The sequence below is a fragment of the Butyrivibrio sp. AE3009 genome (assembly GCF_000420845.1).
Taxonomy (GTDB): domain Bacteria; phylum Bacillota; class Clostridia; order Lachnospirales; family Lachnospiraceae; genus Butyrivibrio.
The window spans coordinates 1-19,344 of sequence record NZ_ATVS01000005.1 but is presented as its reverse complement, the minus strand read 5'-3'; the positions used below and the strand labels follow the sequence as shown (position 1 = coordinate 19,344).

Here is a 19,344-nt window from a genome sequence, read left to right as displayed (position 1 = left end):
ATCAACAGGCTCCTTCTTCAAAAGACTCCTTCATCGAGAAGCTTCTTCGGGAGATTCGAAGTGAAGGGACGATCCTTTTTCAAAGATATCAACAATCTCCTCATAAGGACGTGCCTTGCCGTAGTAGAATCCCTGAATTCTGGTGCAGCCTATCTCCTTGAGGAACTCCGCCTGCTCCTTCTCCTCAACGCCTTCACAGAGGGTATCTATGCCAAGCCCCTTGGCCATATTTACCATCTGAGTCAGGATGATCCTGCTGGCATCACCTTCATTGAAACGTTCCATGAAACGCATATCAAATTTGAACAGATCAAAGTGAATCTGATGCAGAACGTCAAGGGATGAGTATCCGCTTCCGAAGTCGTCCATCCATACAGGGAAGCCAAGACTTCTGAACCTATCGATCTGCTGCTTCATAAACTCAAAGTTACTGCCGATAACGCTCTCTGTGATCTCAATGGTTATCATCGAACGCTTGATGCCGGCATCATCGACCCTGCGGCGGATCTCCTCAACCAGGTCGCAGCTCTCAAAGTCCATTCGTGACAGATTGACGGACTGGGGAACAGGGTAAAAACCGTCTGCTACCTGCCTCTTCATTTTCCTTAGAACTTCTTCCAACACATAGAGATCCAGCTTGTATATCAGCTTGGACTGTTCAAGGGCATGGATAAAATATTCCGGTGACAGGAAACCAAGCTCAGGATCCACCCAGCGAGCCAGGGCTTCTTCATCGCAGACTTTGCCTGTGCTTGCCCTTACAATTGGCTGATAGTATACCTTAACCCACCCCTCTTTGAGCGCACGGTCAAGGCTGTTGATGATATGCTGATCGATCTCACTTCTTTTGAGCATATCCTCGTCGTAGTAGGTAATGGTGGAGGCCAGCCCACCTTTTTTCCTGTCACAGGCGTACTTGGCGCGGTCACAGGCAACGTCTGTATCAACATCTTCAAGCTTGTCAGGGTAGATTCCCACACGAATAGGGAGCCTTGAGCCGCTCATAATCGTCTCGCATTCCTTAAGGATATCGCTCAGAATACCTTCTACCTCAGCTGCATCGGCGACTGCCGTAAAACGGTCTCCGCTGAACCTGCAGACTCTGTTCTCTCCAAAATTCTTAGACAGAATCCTTGCAAAATCGATTATCAGCATGTCGCCCTTTTTGAAGCCGTAGCGGCGGTTATAGTTCCTGATGCCGATCATATTGATATATACCATGACAGCTTCTTTGCCCTCAGCCTTTAGGCGGTCTCTCTCCTGCGCCGCAAGACTAAAGAACTTTCTCATATTGGGCAGGTCAGTAAGTCTGTCATAGTAAATCTGATGATTAAGATCTTCGATATTGTGCCTGATGCGATCTCTCATCTTCCTGAAAGCCTCGGTCAGGGCTCCGATCTCATTTTTACTCTGATAGGTCAGGTCAACGTTGTAGTTGGAATCCGCCAGCTTCTTAGAAGCGTCGGTGAGCTGCTGGAGAGGCTTTGTTATGGCTCCCATGACAAAGAAGATCAGCATAACAAAGATAATAATTATGATTATGGTTATCAGCGAGGTGCCCCACAGAAGCGCTCTCCAGCTGGCATTTATCTCCTCAACGGGTACGATACAGCACAGCTTCATGCCGTTGGAAAGAGTGGAAAAAGAGAGCTGCCTCTTTTGACCGTTTTTGGTATAGCGTATCAGATCATCATTATTGTTGTTGGTCTGTATGATCTGGAGCTGAACCTCTTTAGGTAGCCAGTCAAAGCTACTTCCCATAGTTGCCTCGGGATGATAGATAATACGTCCGGTCTTATCAAAAAGGCATACAAATCCCGTCTTGTACAACCTGAAATCCTTGACCTGGGCTGCCAGCGCTTCACAGGATATGTCAACACCCATAACTCCGATCAGCACGCCTGCCTTATAGATGGGAACCATATAGGAACAGACCCACTCTCCCTGATAGATGTAGGGTCCGATCCATCCGGGGCTTCCCTTGGCCACTGCGGTGTCATACCAGGAAGCCTCCAGCCCCTCATTAACCTCCAACGCGGAAGCATCAAGAGGATTCTGGCGGATAAGTCCCGTTTTACCCTTCTTCATATAGAAAAAGCCGTGCTCGCTATTGCTTAGCCCGGGATCAATGCAATAATAGTATGAGATTACGCCCTCGGTATTGTCTGCGACACCGGAAAAAAGAGTCTGGACTGTGTTGCAATAACGTACAATATAATCATCCAGCTCCTTGATCTGCCTGGGGGTCCTGGCTGCTTTTTGGCCTACGACTCCCTTTTCCACCAAAAGAACACTGTCCAGATCATCGATTGCAATGTTCGAGACAATGTCAACAGACTCCTTGACACTCTCAAAATAGTTCTCAAGAAGTCTCTCCGTTCCGGTGTTGATCAGGTTCATGGTCTCAACTGAATTGTTAATTGTTTCATTCCAGATGATGACATGACTGGCGCCGGAGACGGACACTATACTTACCAGAATTACGAGTACAGTGATAAGCGTAATCGTCGAGCGGATGGAACGCATCTGCCGTTATCTCCTTCTTACAGCCTGCGCTGTATAAGTTTACGGGTTCTCATACAAAATTGTCATCTCGCGGTACTTATTCTTAACGGAACCATTCCAGGAGGCCTGAATTCCTTCAAGTCTCTGGGAGGTTACGTAATATCTCTGTCTTGAAAACAGTGGAATCCAGGCGGCGTCCTCCTGAACAATGATACGCTCAAGCTCATTGTATTCGTGAATACGCTCATTCCTGTCGGATATTGTCCTGGCCTTCTGTATGCGCTCCATGATATCTTCCCTTGGATAGCAGAGGCTCCTGAAGGTGGTGTTGCTCTCATTTCCGTAGAAAGTATAGATGAAGTTGTCGGGGTCATTGAAATCCGCCATCCACTGAGCTGTATAGCAGGCCATCTGCCCGCTTTTTCTCAGCTTCATGAACTCGCTCTCATCCATGACATCGATGCCTGCTCTGATTCCGATCTGTTCCCACATGGATGCCGCAAGTCTGAGCACAGCCAGCTCCCACCTGGTGGATGCAGAGTTGACGCTGACAGTTAAGTCAAATCCATCCTCGTAGCCTGCCTCCTTAAGAAGCTTTGCCGCAGCCTCAGGGTCATAGGGGATCTCCGGAAGATCCGGATTATAGCCGTAGAGACCATGGGGGAAAATACCGTTTTCCACATAGCCGTTATCTCCGTAGACCGCCGCCAGAAGGGCGCCTCGATCAAGGGCCAGCTGCATTGCCTTGCGGACCCTCACATCGTTCAGAGGCTCTATGCTCTCATTAAGTGCAATATAGGTTATTCCTATGCGCTGTACCTTGAAGAGTCTGTCCTTATATATTTCTCCGTGGAGATAGTACTCAGCAGTATTGCCGACTTCGTCCAGGTCAAGAACGTCGATATCTCCGGCGTCAAAGAGCTTGATGATATAGCCGGCATCAGTCATAAAACGAAGATCCAATCCTTCGCATTTGGGTTCTCCCAACCAGCAGTTTTTGTTGGCGATAAGGAGCATTCCGTCTCCGGGCACCCATTTCCACAGGATAAAAGAGCCTGTTCCTATGGTCCACTCCGGATCTGTTCCAAAGCGCTCTCCTGCCTCTGTCGTCGTCTCCTCATCAAGGATAGAAGCTGCAGGCATGGACAGGCAGGCAAGGAATGCCTCGAAGGGCTCTTCCAAAGTCACAACGAAATTCAGATCATCAATGACCTTGAAGCCTTCAAGGGTATCGGTCTCACCATTTTCCAGTGCCGATGCGCCGGCAATTATATCAACAATATCCTGATTGCAGGAATCAGGGTGAGTAAGAAGCCTTGTAAAAGTATACTGAACATCTGAGGCTGTAAGGGGAGATCCGTTACTGAAGGTGATATTCTTCCTTAAGTGGAAGGTATAATCACGTCCATCCTCGGAAATATCCCAGGACTCTGCCAATGATGGCAAAACTTCCATCTCACCGTTTGCATCATTCTCCATCTCCACCAGGCGGTTGAACACGTTCTGAGCCACAGTGTAGTGAATTGAAGTGCACTGGAAATCAACCGTATCGGGTTCATCCTCAACGGCCACCAGAAAATGCGATACATCCGGCTCTGCAGACGTCTCCTGCTGCAGAATAGGATTCTCAGGGATCTGCGAATCACAGCCATAGCAGGCTGCAGTAAAAACGGATATGGTAAATAAGCAGACCAACGTCCTCTTCCAAAATATACGGTTCATGACGGTCTCCATTGCATAAGTTTTTTATCTAGCGGGTATACTGCCACTCTTATACATCTATCTTACAATGAGACCGGGAAAAAATGTCTTAAATAAAGATAAAGAATAATGCATTATTTCGTAAATTTATTCTTGAAATTTTTATTTATTTTGCACGATCGAGTAGGCTGAAAGCATCCATTCGCTTGCCGGTCTTGTGCTACAAAAAGAGTCGCCGTCATGGTCTTAACAGCGACTCTTCCAAATTAGTCTGTAGCTTTATATCCTTCTATCTTGCATAGGGGAGCAGGGAATTCAGGAAAACATCGGTTTCTGTGGCATTTTCCGAGCCTTTTTTGCTCCTTCTGTGGGAAGTATCCTTAACCGGATTGTAAGGATAATATCCTTCGATCACAAAAAGTGTATCGTCTGAGACCTTGAGATTTCTCATCTCGAAGGTGGATCTGTTGAAATAGTGGTGCCTCCAGTTATAGTAGGGTATCGTCTCCTGCTCCATCAGCTCATTATACTCTTCACCGTTATCGGGATTGTAGGTGATGTCATCCCAGGTGGCGTCGACTTCGTACCACTTATCCTCTATTCTGACAAGGTTCCAGGCGTGGGGCACCCTTGACTCATCCTGCTCCGAATCATTTCTGAATACCTCTCCCGACACATATCCGCAGGGAATGCCGGCCAGATGCAGCAGATGCTCGAAGGCAAGGGCATATCCTCTGCACAGAGCACAGTTGGGAGTTCCTTCGGAATTGGCAACCAGAGCGCCGTAGGCTGTATATTTGAGATCTGAGCAGTCCTCGTCCGGGGCTATATCATTGTATTCATCGTAGCAGGCAAGGTCTATGAGCTTGTCATGGATCTGCTGCTCTATCTCAAGATCCGAAAGACCAAGGTCTATATCTTCCATGAAAGCTGCCGTGGCATCTTCAAAGGCCTGTATCTCCTCAGAGAAATCATTTTCCACCATGTTGAAGAAAAATATGCAATAGTCATCAAGACTTATTTTCATGCAATTGATAATATCCGGCGAAGCTGAAAGGTAGAAATATTCCGGGTGATCGTGTCTCATGGCGGAATAAACATACCATAGGTGCTTCTCTCCCAGCATCTTCAGCTTGTACTCAGGGATAACAACGGCGCTGACGTAAGTAGAGTCCTGCCTCCCTGCCAGATCCAGGAAAAGATTGTAGACAGCCTTGTCCTCATCCGACAGCGCATTGTACATAACCCAGATATCTTCCCTTGAAATAACGTCGTCAGCAGTCTCGTAGAGCAGACACCTTCCCGTCAGTCCCTCAAGCTGCTCATTAATCCGCACCGGCAGGATCTTGCCGGCTTCCGCATCCGCTGTTTGGATATTGGTGCTGACAATCAGCGCATTGGCGATAAGGACAGCTGTAAGAATGCCAATTGATATCCTAAGATACCGGATAAAATTGTATCGGCCGTGATAAGTACTTCTTCCCATATCTCCGGTCTCCTGTTTCAAAAAATAATTTTTCACTCTCGACTTGGGATAGGGATATTATATTCTGTAAAAGTTAACAAACTTGCAACTGCGCCTAAAATCTATAGATATTTCATTAAATTACAAATAAATACATCGGAAAAAATGATGAAAAGCTATAACATTTTTTTGACTTAAACGTTATCTTAAAAGCTGGGAATAGGCCTTGATCATCCTTGAATCCACGTCCCTGAAATGATTGCCCTCATTCCACTCAAGGGTACACTTTATACCACGGCTCTGTAGTAGTTCGTGGGCCTCATTAATCCTGTCGGCAACGGTTGCCATCACAGGATTCCGTGCCTTGGCCTCTTTATCTCCAAGACTTAAGTACACAGCCCCGGCCTTAATCTCATGTTCCGCCATGTATTCCACAAATCCCGGAAACCACATGGAAGGAGAAGCTGCTGCCACTGCACTAAAAACATCGGTCTGATATGCGCTCCACAGAGCAAAAAGTCCCGCCAGTGAATAACCGCCTATATAGTAGGCTCTGCCGTCTTCCTGGCAATTTGCCAAAACTTCTTCAAGGGTATCTTTTGCCCCCTCTCCGAAGTTCTCCTTGCCAAAAACTGCGGGAGCCTTCCAGGGAGACAGCTCATCATTCCAGCGTTTAATCTTAAATACACGCATCAGGAAATCCGCATCTGTCCGCTCCTTAATGCCTGCTACTTCCCTCTCTATGAGGTCCATACTGTGCTCATCGGCCATCTGCACCAGAACTGTCTGCGCTGCAGCATTTCCGTACTCGATCATTTCCAACATAAGACTGTACCTCCGCCAATATATGGTAGACGATTTAATTCTTATGATTCCTTTTTTTGGATGCCTTATCCGCATACATATTTGAATCCGCCCTCTCGAATACGTCTTGGGCAGTTCTGTCTATACCCAGATCATATACGGCGTAGCCAATTGCTGCGGAAACTCTCTGCCAGGGCTCAAGAGCTGTATTCTCCTCGTGCTCTGACAAAAGCTTATTAAATTTCGCCACAAGTGCATCAATATTTTTAAGGTCCCCATTAACCAGGACTATAACAAATTCATCTCCGCCAATCCTGAACACCGGTGAATGCTCAAATACTTCACAGGCTATATTGCATACTGTCTTAATGGCGAGATCTCCTTTATCATGTCCATAGGTATCGTTGATTTCCTTGAGATAATTAAGATCTATCATGGCGATACCATAGGATTTGAGCTTGCCTTTAGCGTAAGCCCTTGTAACCCCTTCGATCTCTTTATTGTAGGAATACTTGTTTCTTACGCCGGTAAGAGCATCACTATTGGCCATTTCGCGGATTACTCGCGACTCTTCACGGACGGCTCCAAGCTCCTGCCTGGTAGCCTCAAGGCCGCTAAAGTATTTGTTTATATCCGATTCCATCTTCTTCATCGATTCTGTGAGTACACCGATCTCATCTGAAGACTTAATGGTAAGTTTGGCAAAGTCATCACGCACGCCTGATTTGCCGTCAGCCCAGTAATTTTGAGCAGTTTCAGACAGCACTTTTATCGGCTTTACTATGGTACTGTTTAGGATCAGCGTACTTATAAGATAGCTAAGTACATGGATTACGATCGCCACCAATATAAGCGCAACCGTAAGGCTGTTCTGCATCCTCCTTACTTCATTCATGGAGATGTCCGTCGCAGTATAAGCTATTGTCTCATTATTTTCATCTTTTATCGGCCGCATGTTGCTGACCAACCAACCATATTCCTCGGTTTTGGTAATAGTCGGGTCCATTCCGTTTTCCGGATTCTCAGCCAGCATAGCTGCCCATTCATCAGCCCATTCATAGCTGTCAATGCATCCTATTGGACATGGATCCGCATTGTCTGCATCCACAAGATAAATGAAGTCATTCCTGTCTTCGGAGAGTTCCGGATATAGGATATAGATGCAGCTCACATTGCTGCCATCCTGCACTACCTTCAGATCGTGCAGGACATCCTTGTACTCTTTGGTATCATATAGCGATTTATATAGGGCCTGATACTCCTCAAATGCCTCAGATCCCCATTCAGAGCTTGTGATCTTAGTACTGCCTCTGTAGATCTCAAGCACCTTATCCCTTAAGATCTTCACCTCATCGGGGTCGACATTTGCGGCCGCAACATAGGATGCACTGTCAGCACTCTCCTTAAACATAACATCAGCAAGGCTTCTGACAACAACTGTGCTGACAACAATAAGGAATGCGCCAAGAAGCGCTGTAGTCAAAAATATAAGAAGAGCAAATTTTTTTCTTATCGAATGTTTCATGTTCCTATACCCTCAAAGAAACTTGCTTCCCCAAACTATTCCTATTCTATTTTAATATAAACGCTATTACGTTAACAAATTAAAGGTTTATAAACGAGTGTGTTGCATCAGTTCATACTTAAGCTGAGTGCCCTCAGAGATGTCTTCGGGCAAAAGAGCACGCGCCACAAGCTTAAGATCATCAGATTCAATATCGGTTCTTCGAAGGTTCGCATAGTCGCCATCGATGCTCTCAACTACGTAATACCAGGTTTCCATATTGTCGGTCTCCTTTCATAAATAAAATCCTTTCGCTTGTCGTAGGCGGAAACCCACTGCCCTTGGGCGGTGGGAGGAGCCTTGTAAATTCGTAGCCATCAACCTTGGTTCTCGATATATTTTTGTATAGTTGCTGAGGATACTTCGCCTATACTGCAAGCAAAATAACCATCTGACCAAAATATCTTATGCTTCCAGTAACACTTAGATAAAAAGTTTGGATATTTCTGCCATAGATAGTGTGTGGTCTGTTGCTTAATAAGCTTTACTATGTCGCATACTCTATCTGTAGTATCGTAGCTTATCAGGAAGTGTATATGGTCTTTGTCGGCTTCCATAGCTATAATGTCGTAATCTTTAGAATTACAGATATCATATATTTGCTGTTTAGCATCGTCAGCAATAGAGCCTTTAAGTATCTGTTTGCGGTACTTAGTGACGAGAACTATATGCACTTTTAGACTGTACTTGCGTCTGTTATGGCGATTATATCTGCTATCCATAGGCTGTTTTACGATAATGTCTCGATTTTTACGGAAACTCCATTATTGGTATCGTAATCATCCACTATGAGTATTCCATTATCAAGTTCGATTTCATAACCTGCGTCTTTCAGGGCTTGGATTATTATGTCTTTAACTTTGTTTTCCATGATAAAATCTCCTACAAATAATTGACTTTCACTAATATATGTTATATCATTTGTTTAGTGAAGTTACAATGAGGTACACTATGGAACAGATGACAGTCACGGCTAAAATTCAGATATCCGTTAGTGCAGACAATAAGGTTCTACTTGATAAAACCATGTCTGTTTATTCTGATGCCTGTAATTTTGTGTCTGACTATGTGTTCCGTACTCACGACCTAAAACAGTTCTCACTTAACAAGGTTTTGTATTCTACACTCCGAGAAGAGTTTGGACTTAAATCTCAAATGGCTCAGTCTGTATTTAAGACTGTTATCGCAAGATATAAAACCATTCTCGAAAATCAGAAAGAGTGGATTCAGCCATCTTTTAAGAAGCCACAGTATGACCTTGTATGGAACAGAGATTATTCTCTTATGCAAAACTGCTTTTCAGTAAACACGCTGAATGGTCGTGTTAAGTTGCCTTATTTCGCTGAAGGGATGTCTAAATACTTCGACCACGATATATATAAGTTTGGCACTGCCAAGCTCGTAAATAAGCACGGAAAATATTTTTTGCATATCCCTGTTTCTTATGATATCGAGGAAAGTAATATCTCTGATATCTGCAATGTTGTAGGCATTGATAGAGGTATTAACTTTGTTGTTGCCACTTATAACAGTAAGCACAAGTCTGGATTTGTAAGCGGTAAAGCCATCAAGCAGAAACGAGCTCACTATTCTAAGCTTCGTAAAGAACTCCAAATGTGTCAGACACCATCTTCAAGACGTAGATTAAAAGCTATCGGTCAGCGAGAAAACCGTTGGATGCAGGATGTTAACCACCAGGTATCAAAGGCACTCGTTGAATCCAACCCGAAGCATACGCTCTTTGTTCTTGAAGATTTGTCAGGCGTTCGTAATGCTACAGAGCGTGTCAGAACCAAAGACCGCTACGTTTCCGTATCGTGGTCTTTCTATGACCTTGAACAGAAACTTGTCTACAAAGCTAAACAGAATCAGTCTACTGTTATTAAGGTTGACCCTCGTTATACGAGTCAGTGCTGTCCTGTATGTGGACACATTGAAAAAGCCAATCGTGATAAGAAATTGCATCTGTTTACTTGTAAGAACTGTGGCTATAAATCAAACGATGACCGCATTGGAGCTATGAATCTGTACCGCATGGGAATCAACTATCTCGAAGATAGTCAAGTACCTGATACAGTTACGACAGAGTAAATCTTCGTCGTAAGGGGCGGTGTCAACCGTCCCATGATGCGACCCCACGGAAGTTACACCGACAAAATGTAGGAGTTATTGCAACGAACTACAGGGGAGTCGCAAGCCACGTACCTTTAGGTGCGTGGTAGTTGACGTTTCTTGTTTCTCATTTTCAGATATTGTCAAAAACTGCCTCTGCAAGCATCATCTGTTCATGGCCATAGGCACAGAGTTTCACATCGATCTCATAGTCAGGATGAACACTGACGAACTGCCTGTAGGCCTCAAAGCACTGCTTGGTGGACTCAGCTGTTGGGTTATCAAGACGGCCGCCAAATATCCCTGAACTTATAAGGGGAAAAGAAATACTGTGATAGCCATTATCCTTCAGCACAACAAGCGAGTTGTAATAGACATCAAGCAGTGCCTTGAACGCAGTAGGTGTTACAGCAAAATTAGGACCTACCGCATGAATTATCGCCTTGGCATTAGTCAGATTAAAGGCAGGAGTAATTATATCGTCATGCCTGATTCACTTCATCCAGAAATTTCTTGTACTCTTCATTTGTGGGATCCAAGGTAACAGCTTTGTAAGCGCAATCTGCAGCTGCATCCTTTTCTCCCATGTTGTGATAAGCGTAAGCCATCCAGTAGAAGCAATCTGCTTTCTCTACCGGATCAGTTGTCTGCTTCTCAGACAGTTCATATTCCCTGATTGCGTCATTGTATTCAGCCTTGCTGTAATAAGAATGTCCGATAAGCTTATAGCAGTCTTGCAGCAATGCTGAATCCGATGTATTATTTGTGATTTCTTCAAGACATGACATCACACTATCATATTTTTTCTGATAGAACATAGCGCATGCTCTTTGATAGCCGTATTTTCCCCAATCAAGGCTAGTTTTATCAAGCTTATTCTGAGCAGAAGTATATTCTTTTTCTGCTAGTTCATAATTTTCTATAGCACTATATACATCACCGCAATTACCCAAATAAAAAGCTAATGATTCATCGCCGATATCTTTACTTTTTCCCACATTGTAGGCAGCTCGGTACTTTTCCAATGCCTTATCATACTGGCCTTCATCATAATAAGTGTGGCCATAAATACAGTAGAAACTACTAAGATAAGGATTATCAGGACGTTCAGCGATTTCTTTCTCGGCCAGTTCTCTTACTTTGTCATAATTATCATCTCGTCTGTAATAAGCAGAAATGATCAGTTTGCGGCATAAATCAGCTCTACCATCCAAACTAATAGACTTTTCATAATCTGCTATTGCCTGATCATAGTCTCCTTTATAGTAATACATTCTTCCCCTGGCTTCATAATAAGATGCGTATCCTTTTACACTAATCGCCCTATTGATATAGCTTATTGCCTCATCATAGTCTTTCATATTAGCATGAACATAAGCCATTCCTGCCAGTGAACTATAGTGCTTACTATCTCGTTTTATTACCTCGTTAAAATCTGCCAGAGCTTTTTCGTAATTCGCATCACCGCCGACCTCATAGTATGCCCATCCGCGAAGGTAATAATATTCGAGATTGTCGGGCGTACATTCAATAGCCTTGGTATAGTCATCAACGATAGCCTGAAGATTGTCGTCAGTTGGTTCTCTGAATCCGGCACGTCCTACATAAAGTGTTGCATCATAAGGATTTTCAATTATTGCCTTATCATACAAATCCAGTATCTCTGCTTCACTACTATCTATTTTCTGGCAAATTTCCGCCATATCACTATACCATTCAGCGCAGGCATAGTTGGTAATATCCTTCTTTATATCCTCCTTATCATCACCGTCAACCATTTCATGGAACATGCAATAGCTTGCGTACAAAACATCTTTGTCATCAACAGCATGTTCCTTGCAAGTCCTGATATATCCAAACCTATATTTATTCTCGATTTCCTCATCCTCGCCATTATACTTCTCGATAGCGGTAAGAAAATCCGCCAGTGCCTCATCTGTACGTGATGCTCCGGCCAGTCTGTAAGCAGTGCCTCGCTCATAGTAATACTCCGGATCATCCGCATATGCAGAAGCCACTCTGCGATAATCCTCAATGGCAAAATCAAAGAGTCTGCTTGCCGCCTCATTATCTTCATCCTTAAGCTTCTCTCCATAAATAACCTGGAATCCGGCGCGCTCTCTTATCAGCTTGGTGTTATCCCTGTCATAGGAAATTGTCTCATTAAGAGCATCAAGAGCCCTCTCTTCGTAGCTCTTAAAGTATGAGAGAGCCTTATATGCCAGGTGCGCTTCTTTTGCCTTAATCGAATTCATCCTATCGAATTGATGGAGCGAAGCATACAGAAAGAAAATTCCTACTACACCGACCAAAATGTTCATAGCAAAGTCTTTAAAATTAAACCCTGCTGAAGCCTTCTTCCCGTCAAAACCTCCCTCACGGATTTTGAAATAGTACGCATACGCCATAACAGCTACAAAAATCTCGAAAAATACTGTCACAAAGAATGCATAGTTAAACATCCTCAGCTTGGTGCTAAGGCTCAGAAGCCCGAAAGTTCCGACAAAATCGATCAGTATTGCACTCAGGATAGCTACTATGATTTTGTGAAACTTACTTCCGCCTTTTGCCTGCCCGTTAACCCTGATCACATTACTCATACCATTCCCTCCTGATTCTATTTTTTTGCATAAAAAGAGCGCAAACTAAATGCCGAACATTCAGTCGCGCTCCTAATAGCCCAATAAATATTGCATATTTCTATGCTGCGCACCGCTATGTCGCATTCATATGAACATCACATAATTCAGTTGAACCTATAACTATTGTTTCCATTTTCTTCCTAATCTGCTGCAATAATAGCAATATATCTGACAACAATCTCCACACATGATTATTGTCCTGTTATTTCCTTCTACATTCTATTCTTTCGAAATAGTCGCGTCAATTGTAAATTGTTCATATAAAACACAACAAAATTTTAGAAATTATTTCCATTCCATCCCCAGTCATCGGAGCCGAAGTAGCGGATGTACATGTGGTCGGGAGCAACTCCGAGGATGTCCCCGTAGATACCTGTCAGCTCTTTGGTCATCTTGCCGTATACGTCGGAAGATGCGTCGCCGTAGATCTTAACTTCTATGAATGCTGTGGGCTGAGAGTCGTCGCCTCTGAAGTACATGGGGATGTCTCCCTCGATGGCCAGCATGAGCCAGTTCTCGCTCTTACCGGGAATGATTGAGATGGCCTTACCAAGGCGTTCCTTGAGCTGTGTCTCTTTTTCTTTGGATACTGTTACGTTGGTTTTGGTTGAAATAAATGGCATGATCTTCCTCCTTAGTATGTGCCGGATCTATTTAAGATATTCTGTGATCTTACTTATCAGTCCTTCATCTGCGGGGAGCCAGTTGACATCACCGATGTCGTCCCACGTCACCCACTTCGCTGCCTCATGTTCCAAGAGTGACAGATGGCCCTTTTGTACTGTTGCCCAGAAGCAGTGCATGTGAAGGTGAAAAGCCTCATAATCATAATCGATGACATCTATCAGGTCATGGACTTCGATGTCCGTGGCAAGCTCCTCTTTGATCTCCCTTACAAGCGCCTGCTGCGGCGTCTCTCCTTCTTCGATCTTACCGCCGGGAAACTCCCAGCCGTCCTTGAAATCGCCGTAGCCGCGCTGGGTGGCGAATACCTTTGTCTTATGTTCATAGTTGTCGCAAATAACTGCTGCGACTACATTTACTGTTTTCATCAGATTTACCTCAGTTTCTTATGCTTCGTATGAATCTCCCCGCATTTTTCCACAACTGTATTTTCCCATGTAGTTATGGAAACATTCCTCAGAACAGGCTTAGCTGCTCGTAGTCACTGCTCCGTGCCAGCTCCGGCATCGGCTCTTTTATCATATCCATTGCTGCGAAAGAGTCATTAAGATACTCCCTGACATTCCTCTTATCTATCATGACAGGCATTCTGTCGTGAACGGGCCGCATCGACGCATTGGCCGCAGTTGTCAGTATCACAAAAGAGTCCTTGTTATCGCTAAGGTCATAGAAACCTGCAAGATACATAGGCTTCTTGTCAGACCTTCTGAACGTGAACTTCGTCTTGCCGGGATCCCACTCGTAGAATCCCGCCGCAGGCAGAATACATCTCCTGTTTCGGATACTGTCAGCGAACATTGATTTATCTGCCGCCGACTCAGCTCTGGCATTAATTATGAGCTTTTTATCCTTGGATGCAATCCCCCAGAACAGCTCTGACAAGGCGATGTTGGCGTCCCCGCTCTTGCTGCGGATAATCCCCGGCGTTACCATTCCGGGAGTGATATCGCCCGCGCGGGTACTAAGCATCCCCTTAGGAAGATGCAGCTCTTCCTCGATTTCATATGCAGTTGCCCCGTCAAAAAAGTATCTTCCGCACATATTTTATAGCATCTCCGCTTAAGTCTTCGCAAACGTCCATATCCATCTTACAGGAAATACGCCGACATAAGAATACCCATATCGGCATATTTTTCATTTTTTACCGACATGGGTACTTAATCATCTCCTTACCTTCTTGCCTCTTCTCATATAGTCCTCATTGATCTCCTCGTTCCAGCCACTACCTGTGAGGCACTCATCTGCTTCATCCGCGCTCTCCGCCATCATTACCGAGCAAACCGCCTTGGATACTCCTGCATACACACCGGCGGTGCCGATCGTATCGCTGACATAATTAACGGCCCTGTCCTTGCGGATTCCGTACTTCTGCGCCTCAGCATAGGCATCGATATTGGCGCCGATAAAGATGAACTCCCAGCCGTACTTCTTTTGCTGCTTCTTAACCATCTTCTCGATCTTCTCGCGGGAGTACTTCCTGCTGGCATTCTCCATTCCATCTGTGGTAATGACAACGATGGTCTTCTCAGGTCTGTCCTCCTTGCGGGCGTACTTGTGAACGTTGCCAATGTGATGGATAGCGCCGCCCACTGCGTCCAGAAGCGCTGTGCAGCCTCTTACGTAGTACTGCTTGTCGGTCATCTTCTCGATCTTTTCAATCGGCACTCTGTCGTGAATGACTTCGCACTCATCGTCAAAAAGAACTGTTGACACAACTGCTTTTTCCCCGGTCTTCTTCTGCTTCTCCATCATGGAGTTGAAGCCTCCGATGGTGTCTGACTCAAGGCCGCCCATAGAACCTGACCTGTCCAAAATATAAACGATTTCTGTATATCCTTTACTCATCTTAATTACCTCCATCATCTCATCATCAGCTCCCTACAGTGAGCTGTCCTTGTTTGTAAGGTAATAATACATTTTGGGCAAAAGAAATAGGTCAACCCGAAGGCGACCTATCACATCAGCCGTTGGATAATGGACTCAGCCCGTAATCGAACAGCACGATATCTATTTTCATAACGCTATATTCCCTGTGCCTTATGAAATACTCAACTATCACATCCGTCTGAGATACCGGCGACAGCGCATATCCCGCAAGCCTGAGGAAATCCACCGCCTCATCCATGTTGAGCTGTAGCCCCACCGCAAGGGCGAGAACCTTTTCCTTGGACGGCTTGACCTGGCCTTTTAGCAGCTTGGAAAAATACTGCTTGGAAATATTTGCCGCAGCATAGACTTCAGAATTCTTGAGGCCTTTCTTGTTGATCAGCTGCTGAAGGTGCTTCTCGAAGGAATCAGTGTACATGCTCTTTAAGGCATCATCGAGAGACATCGCTTTGCCGGCAGCAAAGAGCTTAGGTTCCTTAGCTTCATTAGCCTCCTTGGCACCGGGCGAACATAGAGAAGCCAGCATATTGGAGCCATGGATTATACTACCCTTAGGTCTGTTATCCGGCTCATCATAGGCTTCTTCATCATAGATTTCTTCATCTTCAGTTTCTTCATCCTCAAATTCTGCGGCGTCAATTGAGGCTTCAACATATTCTCGATTCCATGGACGTTCTGCTCTGTACTCTTCATCAAGAGTCGCAGCAACATACTCATCGTCAATGAAGCTACGAACCTCTTCTCCCAGTTCCCCGGAGATCCTGACAGACTTCTGCCCGAACACCACCAGAAATATCTCCATCTCATGTTCAGTGAGAAATTCGGTAAAAGAATTTACGGCTATCTCGATTCCAAGCCGCTTCGGAAATCCATAGGTCCCCGTTGCCAATAGAGGAAAAGCAATCGACTTACACCCATGCTCATAGGCCAGAGCCAAAGACTTGTCATAGCAGGCTCTCAAAAGATCCGCCTCGCCATAATCTCCGCCTTCCCACCAGGGCCCGCTGGCATGGATAATATACTTCGCCTTTAAATTAAAAGCAGGTGTTATCCCCACTTTCCCCGGCTCAAGTTGCCCGATCTTAGCCCTCTCCGCAAGAAGCTTCTCCTCGCCTGCTGCCTTGTAAATAGCCGTATCAACACCCGCACCAATCGCTACATTCGGATTCGCAGTATTTACTATGGCATCTGCTTTAACCTTTGTAATATCATTCCTGATAATTTGAAATGGCATAAAACCTCACTTCTCTGGGGAGCCTCCCCTCAGCATTCTCAGATCTTCCGTTATACAGTTCCATCTTTTTCCCTCTCCCATTCTGCTCTGTATTCATCAGCATTTGCGCAGAACATGCCCTTAAGATAAGGATAGTACTCCTTAGCCGCCACTATCCGAGAGCCCTTCTGCTTGTTGCAGTTTTTGCACAGCGGAAGCAGATTCCTCTCATCGTCTGCTCCGCCTCTGTATTTTGGTACGTAGTGTTCTATCGTCGCTTTTTCCAAGGTGATCCCTCTGCCGCAGCGGGCGCACACTCCATCTGTTTTGCCCAGAACAATACGTTTGATATTGGCTTTTCTCTGCTTCTGTCCCCTCATACGCACCCCATACGCATTTAATCACATCATTTCTTGTTAAGCCTGTACCCCACAACAGATCCCACAATGCCGCCCAGGATATGGGACAGATTGGATATATCGTCCTGCACGAACAGTCCGTCGTAGATCTGCTGCCCGATGAAGATGATTGCCACCAGAATGAAGGTCAGCGGGATTTCCCCATTCTTGAAACTGGTAAAGGAGGTCAAAAGAATGAACGCGAACACCACACCACTTGCTCCGCACAGCGCCACATTCCTGAACAATAGGTAGTTCACAAGTCCAGTAACCACCGCCGTGATAAGGATCACCTCTACTATCCTCTTAGAGCCATATTTTTCTTCCAGCATAGGCCCCAGCAGCAGTATATACGCTGCATTCCCGATATAATGTGCCCATCCGTTGTGGCCCAGCACATGTGTCAGGAACCTTAGGTAGGTAAGCGGATCTGTCAGCGCCGAATGATACGTCATGAACAATAGCTTGTTGGTGAATCCTCCTGTGATGAATCCAACCACCAGCACTATGAAACTTATGAACATGAATCCCAGCACAACCGGAGAATTGAATGTGATCTTGAATTTTTTCATCTTATGCCCTTCCTCTCTTTCGCCCTTTTTATCAGCTTAAGCGCCTCATCGAATGCCCCCGGAAGGTAGTCACCATGCCACTCCTTGCCGGCCTTTTCCTCCTTCTTGATCTTGGCCCAGGCTTCGTGCATCTCTTCCTCGTTAGCATAGGTCACACCGCTGAACACATGTGGGTGCCTTCGAACCATTTTATCCGATATGCCCCGAACCACGTCATCAAAGGTAAAAAGACCTTCCTCCTCCGCCATCACCGCATGAAACATTATCTGCAGCAGAAGGTCCCCCAGCTCCTCCTTGAGATTCTCCGAGTCCCTCGTCTCATCCAGGATATTTATCCCGCATACCACCTCCGCAGCTTCCTCAATGACCGAAGCCTTGAGGCTCTCATGAGTCTGGGCCCTGTCCCAGGGGCAGCCGTGCTCGCTTCTAAGGGTTTCTACTATTTCTTTTAATCTGTCTATCTCTGCCATTTGACGACACCACTTTCCTTCTAATGCGTAAATATTTTCGCATTTACCGTAATTCTTTTATATCAATTATCATATCACTATGAACTATTAGCAACGTCAATCTAATAAAGAACAACTCTTTACACCTCTATACAACTATTTACACCTTTTGAATTTGAATACAACTATTTACAGGTTTGATTGTATTCAATGAAATTCTATATGCTGCCTACTTGCAAAGCCTTCCTTCTTAAGATCCGAATCCAGATAGTCCATGCTCACGGCCACAACCTTGATAAGGTTCATTGGCTGCGGAAGCTTCTTCATTGCCTCCACAGGAATCTTCTTGTGCTCCATGATCTTAAGATACTCTTCGGAAAAAGGCTCAATTATCTCAGCGACGCCCTGTACCTGAAGGCTCTTGAGACTTACGAACCCGCCGTAGGGCTCATAGATTGCAAGGCCAACATTCTTGTTCTCCTTAAGCCCCTTGAACTTAAGACCGCCTTCGGAAAAGAAGTAGAAATTGCCGTCAACGTAGTTATACTCAATTGGTGTATTCCTCACCATATCTGCAGAAGCTGTGGCCAGAGCACAGGTGTTGTGCCCGGCGATGAAGCTCTCAATTCGTATCTTTAACGCAGCCTCTTCCATATGAACTGAGTCTTTGTCCTTCTCAAGCCAGTGATTTGCTGCTGATTCGTAGTCCATTTCCCACATTTTTATTGCTCCTCTGTATTAAAATTTTAGATGTATGCGATATGTGATTTGATTATCTCAATAGGGTTTAAATGCAGTTTTTTGGCCAAGGCTTCACAACGATACTGCAAATAGGGGAGATTATCTTCCACCTTCTTGAACTTTGGACCAAGGATGATTCTTTTAATTACTGCATCCTGCTCGCTGTATACGAGAAGCCTTGGAGTCGTTCCGGGGGTATGTATTATTCTTTTGTCATCGTATCCGTCAAAAGAATAGATGATTCGCTTCTCATCTTCGTGGCTATGAACTACCCTCACCGACTCTGCGTCGGAAAGGGTTTCTGTTACGCCGCTTCGCGGCATGAACCTGCAGGCTGCTCTACGCAGCATGCAGAACAGGGCATGTCCACTATGCCCCTATCCCATTGGGTTACCTTTGGGAATACTTTTCTTAAGATATTTGCAGCCCCGTTTATATCTGCATTTGTTACAGTACCATCGTAATGCCTGTATAAGCCTCTCTTTATCCTCTTTCCGGAAAAAGAGTATGGTTTGTCATCTCCTTTACAATATACAGGCAATTCATCCATTGCAAGAAAATCAGCCTTTGATGTATAGCTCTCTTCTGTAAGGGCAAACTCTATCCC

At 45.0% G+C, this 19,344-nt stretch carries 21 protein-coding genes and 1 pseudogene; 1 reads left to right on the top strand and 21 read right to left on the bottom strand.

All coding sequences use genetic code 11. The features are described 5' to 3' along the window. Positions 1–30: 30 nt before the first annotated feature. The 8 genes from G588_RS21230 to G588_RS22370 all read right to left on the bottom strand — a co-directional run bounded on the left by G588_RS21230 (position 31) and on the right by G588_RS22370 (position 8,910). A complete protein-coding gene (locus tag G588_RS21230; protein WP_022777478.1) occupies positions 31–2,526 on the bottom strand; it encodes an EAL domain-containing protein in 2,496 nt (831 codons plus the stop codon). Positions 2,527–2,565: 39 nt separating this feature from the next. After that, positions 2,566–4,227, bottom strand: coding sequence for an ABC transporter substrate-binding protein (locus G588_RS19090; RefSeq protein ID WP_022777477.1), 1,662 nt, complete (start codon positions 4,225–4,227; stop codon positions 2,566–2,568). A 268-nt stretch (positions 4,228–4,495) separates the two neighbouring features. Continuing rightward, positions 4,496–5,692 (bottom strand): transglutaminase domain-containing protein, encoded by a 1,197-nt coding sequence (locus G588_RS0104035; protein WP_022777476.1) that lies wholly within the window; start codon positions 5,690–5,692, stop codon positions 4,496–4,498. Between the two features lie 180 nt (positions 5,693–5,872). Then, on the bottom strand, positions 5,873–6,496 hold the full coding sequence (locus G588_RS0104030; RefSeq protein WP_022777475.1) for an alpha/beta hydrolase-fold protein: 624 nt from the start codon (positions 6,494–6,496) through the stop codon (positions 5,873–5,875). A gap of 34 nt (positions 6,497–6,530) precedes the next feature. After that, the gene (locus G588_RS0104025; protein WP_022777474.1) at positions 6,531–8,000 is read right to left on the bottom strand and encodes a sensor domain-containing diguanylate cyclase; all 1,470 of its coding nucleotides are present in this window, start codon (positions 7,998–8,000) and stop codon (positions 6,531–6,533) included. Positions 8,001–8,087: 87 nt separating this feature from the next. Further along, a complete protein-coding gene (locus G588_RS0104020) occupies positions 8,088–8,258 on the bottom strand; it encodes a hypothetical protein (RefSeq protein WP_022777473.1) in 171 nt (56 codons plus the stop codon). Positions 8,259–8,356: 98 nt separating this feature from the next. Beyond that, positions 8,357–8,761 (bottom strand): IS200/IS605 family transposase, encoded by a 405-nt coding sequence (tnpA, locus tag G588_RS23435; protein ID WP_022777472.1) that lies wholly within the window; start codon positions 8,759–8,761, stop codon positions 8,357–8,359. 8 nt (positions 8,762–8,769) lie between these two features. Then, positions 8,770–8,910 carry a hypothetical protein gene (locus G588_RS22370; RefSeq protein ID WP_022777471.1) on the bottom strand — a complete coding sequence of 47 codons (141 nt, stop codon included), beginning with the start codon at positions 8,908–8,910 and terminating at the stop codon, positions 8,770–8,772. Positions 8,911–8,990: 80 nt separating this feature from the next. Between G588_RS22370 and G588_RS0104005 the strand changes: the two genes are divergently transcribed. Further along, positions 8,991–10,130, top strand: coding sequence for an RNA-guided endonuclease TnpB family protein (locus G588_RS0104005; protein WP_022777470.1), 1,140 nt, complete (start codon positions 8,991–8,993; stop codon positions 10,128–10,130). A 154-nt stretch (positions 10,131–10,284) separates the two neighbouring features. On the opposite strand, the gene G588_RS21975 is transcribed toward G588_RS0104005, so the two are convergent. From G588_RS21975 to G588_RS22685, 13 genes and pseudogenes are all read right to left on the bottom strand, one after another. Further along, positions 10,285–10,626, bottom strand: a complete 342-nt coding sequence (locus tag G588_RS21975; RefSeq protein WP_278246666.1) for a macro domain-containing protein — start codon at positions 10,624–10,626, stop codon at positions 10,285–10,287. Positions 10,627–10,633: 7 nt separating this feature from the next. Further along, on the bottom strand, positions 10,634–12,751 hold the full coding sequence (locus tag G588_RS0103995) for a tetratricopeptide repeat protein (protein WP_022777468.1): 2,118 nt from the start codon (positions 12,749–12,751) through the stop codon (positions 10,634–10,636). A 320-nt stretch (positions 12,752–13,071) separates the two neighbouring features. Next, a complete protein-coding gene (locus tag G588_RS0103990) occupies positions 13,072–13,416 on the bottom strand; it encodes a phenylpyruvate tautomerase MIF-related protein (RefSeq protein WP_022777467.1) in 345 nt (114 codons plus the stop codon). 27 nt (positions 13,417–13,443) lie between these two features. Further along, the gene (locus tag G588_RS0103985) at positions 13,444–13,845 is read right to left on the bottom strand and encodes a (deoxy)nucleoside triphosphate pyrophosphohydrolase (RefSeq protein WP_022777466.1); all 402 of its coding nucleotides are present in this window, start codon (positions 13,843–13,845) and stop codon (positions 13,444–13,446) included. 88 nt (positions 13,846–13,933) lie between these two features. Continuing rightward, complete coding sequence (locus tag G588_RS0103980) at positions 13,934–14,518, bottom strand: SOS response-associated peptidase (RefSeq protein WP_026668571.1); 585 nt, start codon at positions 14,516–14,518, stop codon at positions 13,934–13,936. A 120-nt stretch (positions 14,519–14,638) separates the two neighbouring features. After that, on the bottom strand, positions 14,639–15,322 hold the full coding sequence (locus G588_RS0103975; RefSeq protein WP_022777465.1) for a vWA domain-containing protein: 684 nt from the start codon (positions 15,320–15,322) through the stop codon (positions 14,639–14,641). 115 nt (positions 15,323–15,437) lie between these two features. Beyond that, the gene (locus G588_RS0103970) at positions 15,438–16,598 is read right to left on the bottom strand and encodes a macro domain-containing protein (RefSeq protein WP_022777464.1); all 1,161 of its coding nucleotides are present in this window, start codon (positions 16,596–16,598) and stop codon (positions 15,438–15,440) included. Between the two features lie 50 nt (positions 16,599–16,648). Then, complete coding sequence (locus G588_RS19075; RefSeq protein ID WP_022777463.1) at positions 16,649–16,957, bottom strand: HNH endonuclease; 309 nt, start codon at positions 16,955–16,957, stop codon at positions 16,649–16,651. A gap of 26 nt (positions 16,958–16,983) precedes the next feature. Next, positions 16,984–17,547, bottom strand: a complete 564-nt coding sequence (locus G588_RS0103960; RefSeq protein WP_022777462.1) for a rhomboid family intramembrane serine protease — start codon at positions 17,545–17,547, stop codon at positions 16,984–16,986. Beyond that, positions 17,544–18,017: a MazG nucleotide pyrophosphohydrolase domain-containing protein gene (locus G588_RS0103955; RefSeq protein ID WP_022777461.1), complete on the bottom strand. Its 474-nt coding sequence runs from the start codon at positions 18,015–18,017 to the stop codon at positions 17,544–17,546. Before G588_RS0103955 ends, G588_RS0103960 begins: the two co-directional genes overlap by 4 nt. 186 nt (positions 18,018–18,203) lie before the next feature. Then, on the bottom strand, positions 18,204–18,707 hold the full coding sequence (locus G588_RS0103950) for a pyridoxamine 5'-phosphate oxidase family protein (RefSeq protein WP_242830334.1): 504 nt from the start codon (positions 18,705–18,707) through the stop codon (positions 18,204–18,206). A gap of 35 nt (positions 18,708–18,742) precedes the next feature. Further along, positions 18,743–19,060: a hypothetical protein gene (locus G588_RS0103945; protein ID WP_022777459.1), complete on the bottom strand. Its 318-nt coding sequence runs from the start codon at positions 19,058–19,060 to the stop codon at positions 18,743–18,745. After that, positions 19,042–19,344: pseudogene (locus G588_RS22685) on the bottom strand (RNA-guided endonuclease InsQ/TnpB family protein); the annotation flags it as partial. The gene G588_RS0103945 and the pseudogene G588_RS22685, both read right to left, overlap by 19 nt.

What these genes read in the sequence shown, in the direction of transcription:
- G588_RS21230 (WP_022777478.1), bottom strand. Translation starts at nt 2,526, where the DNA reads ATGCGTTCCATCCGCTCGACGATTACGCTTATCACTGTACTCGTAATT.
- G588_RS19090 (WP_022777477.1), bottom strand. Translation starts at nt 4,227, where the DNA reads ATGAACCGTATATTTTGGAAGAGGACGTTGGTCTGCTTATTTACCATA.
- G588_RS0104035 (WP_022777476.1), bottom strand. Translation starts at nt 5,692, where the DNA reads ATGGGAAGAAGTACTTATCACGGCCGATACAATTTTATCCGGTATCTT.
- G588_RS0104030 (WP_022777475.1), bottom strand. Translation starts at nt 6,496, where the DNA reads ATGTTGGAAATGATCGAGTACGGAAATGCTGCAGCGCAGACAGTTCTG.
- G588_RS0104025 (WP_022777474.1), bottom strand. Translation starts at nt 8,000, where the DNA reads ATGAAACATTCGATAAGAAAAAAATTTGCTCTTCTTATATTTTTGACT.
- G588_RS0104020 (WP_022777473.1), bottom strand. Translation starts at nt 8,258, where the DNA reads ATGGAAACCTGGTATTACGTAGTTGAGAGCATCGATGGCGACTATGCG.
- tnpA (WP_022777472.1), bottom strand. Translation starts at nt 8,761, where the DNA reads ATGGATAGCAGATATAATCGCCATAACAGACGCAAGTACAGTCTAAAA.
- G588_RS22370 (WP_022777471.1), bottom strand. Translation starts at nt 8,910, where the DNA reads ATGGAAAACAAAGTTAAAGACATAATAATCCAAGCCCTGAAAGACGCA.
- G588_RS0104005 (WP_022777470.1), top strand. Translation starts at nt 8,991, where the DNA reads ATGGAACAGATGACAGTCACGGCTAAAATTCAGATATCCGTTAGTGCA.
- G588_RS0103995 (WP_022777468.1), bottom strand. Translation starts at nt 12,751, where the DNA reads ATGAGTAATGTGATCAGGGTTAACGGGCAGGCAAAAGGCGGAAGTAAG.
- G588_RS0103990 (WP_022777467.1), bottom strand. Translation starts at nt 13,416, where the DNA reads ATGCCATTTATTTCAACCAAAACCAACGTAACAGTATCCAAAGAAAAA.
- G588_RS0103985 (WP_022777466.1), bottom strand. Translation starts at nt 13,845, where the DNA reads ATGAAAACAGTAAATGTAGTCGCAGCAGTTATTTGCGACAACTATGAA.
- G588_RS0103980 (WP_026668571.1), bottom strand. Translation starts at nt 14,518, where the DNA reads ATGTGCGGAAGATACTTTTTTGACGGGGCAACTGCATATGAAATCGAG.
- G588_RS0103975 (WP_022777465.1), bottom strand. Translation starts at nt 15,322, where the DNA reads ATGAGTAAAGGATATACAGAAATCGTTTATATTTTGGACAGGTCAGGT.
- G588_RS0103970 (WP_022777464.1), bottom strand. Translation starts at nt 16,598, where the DNA reads ATGCCATTTCAAATTATCAGGAATGATATTACAAAGGTTAAAGCAGAT.
- G588_RS19075 (WP_022777463.1), bottom strand. Translation starts at nt 16,957, where the DNA reads ATGAGGGGACAGAAGCAGAGAAAAGCCAATATCAAACGTATTGTTCTG.
- G588_RS0103960 (WP_022777462.1), bottom strand. Translation starts at nt 17,547, where the DNA reads ATGAAAAAATTCAAGATCACATTCAATTCTCCGGTTGTGCTGGGATTC.
- G588_RS0103955 (WP_022777461.1), bottom strand. Translation starts at nt 18,017, where the DNA reads ATGGCAGAGATAGACAGATTAAAAGAAATAGTAGAAACCCTTAGAAGC.
- G588_RS0103950 (WP_242830334.1), bottom strand. Translation starts at nt 18,707, where the DNA reads ATGGACTACGAATCAGCAGCAAATCACTGGCTTGAGAAGGACAAAGAC.
- G588_RS0103945 (WP_022777459.1), bottom strand. Translation starts at nt 19,060, where the DNA reads ATGCCGCGAAGCGGCGTAACAGAAACCCTTTCCGACGCAGAGTCGGTG.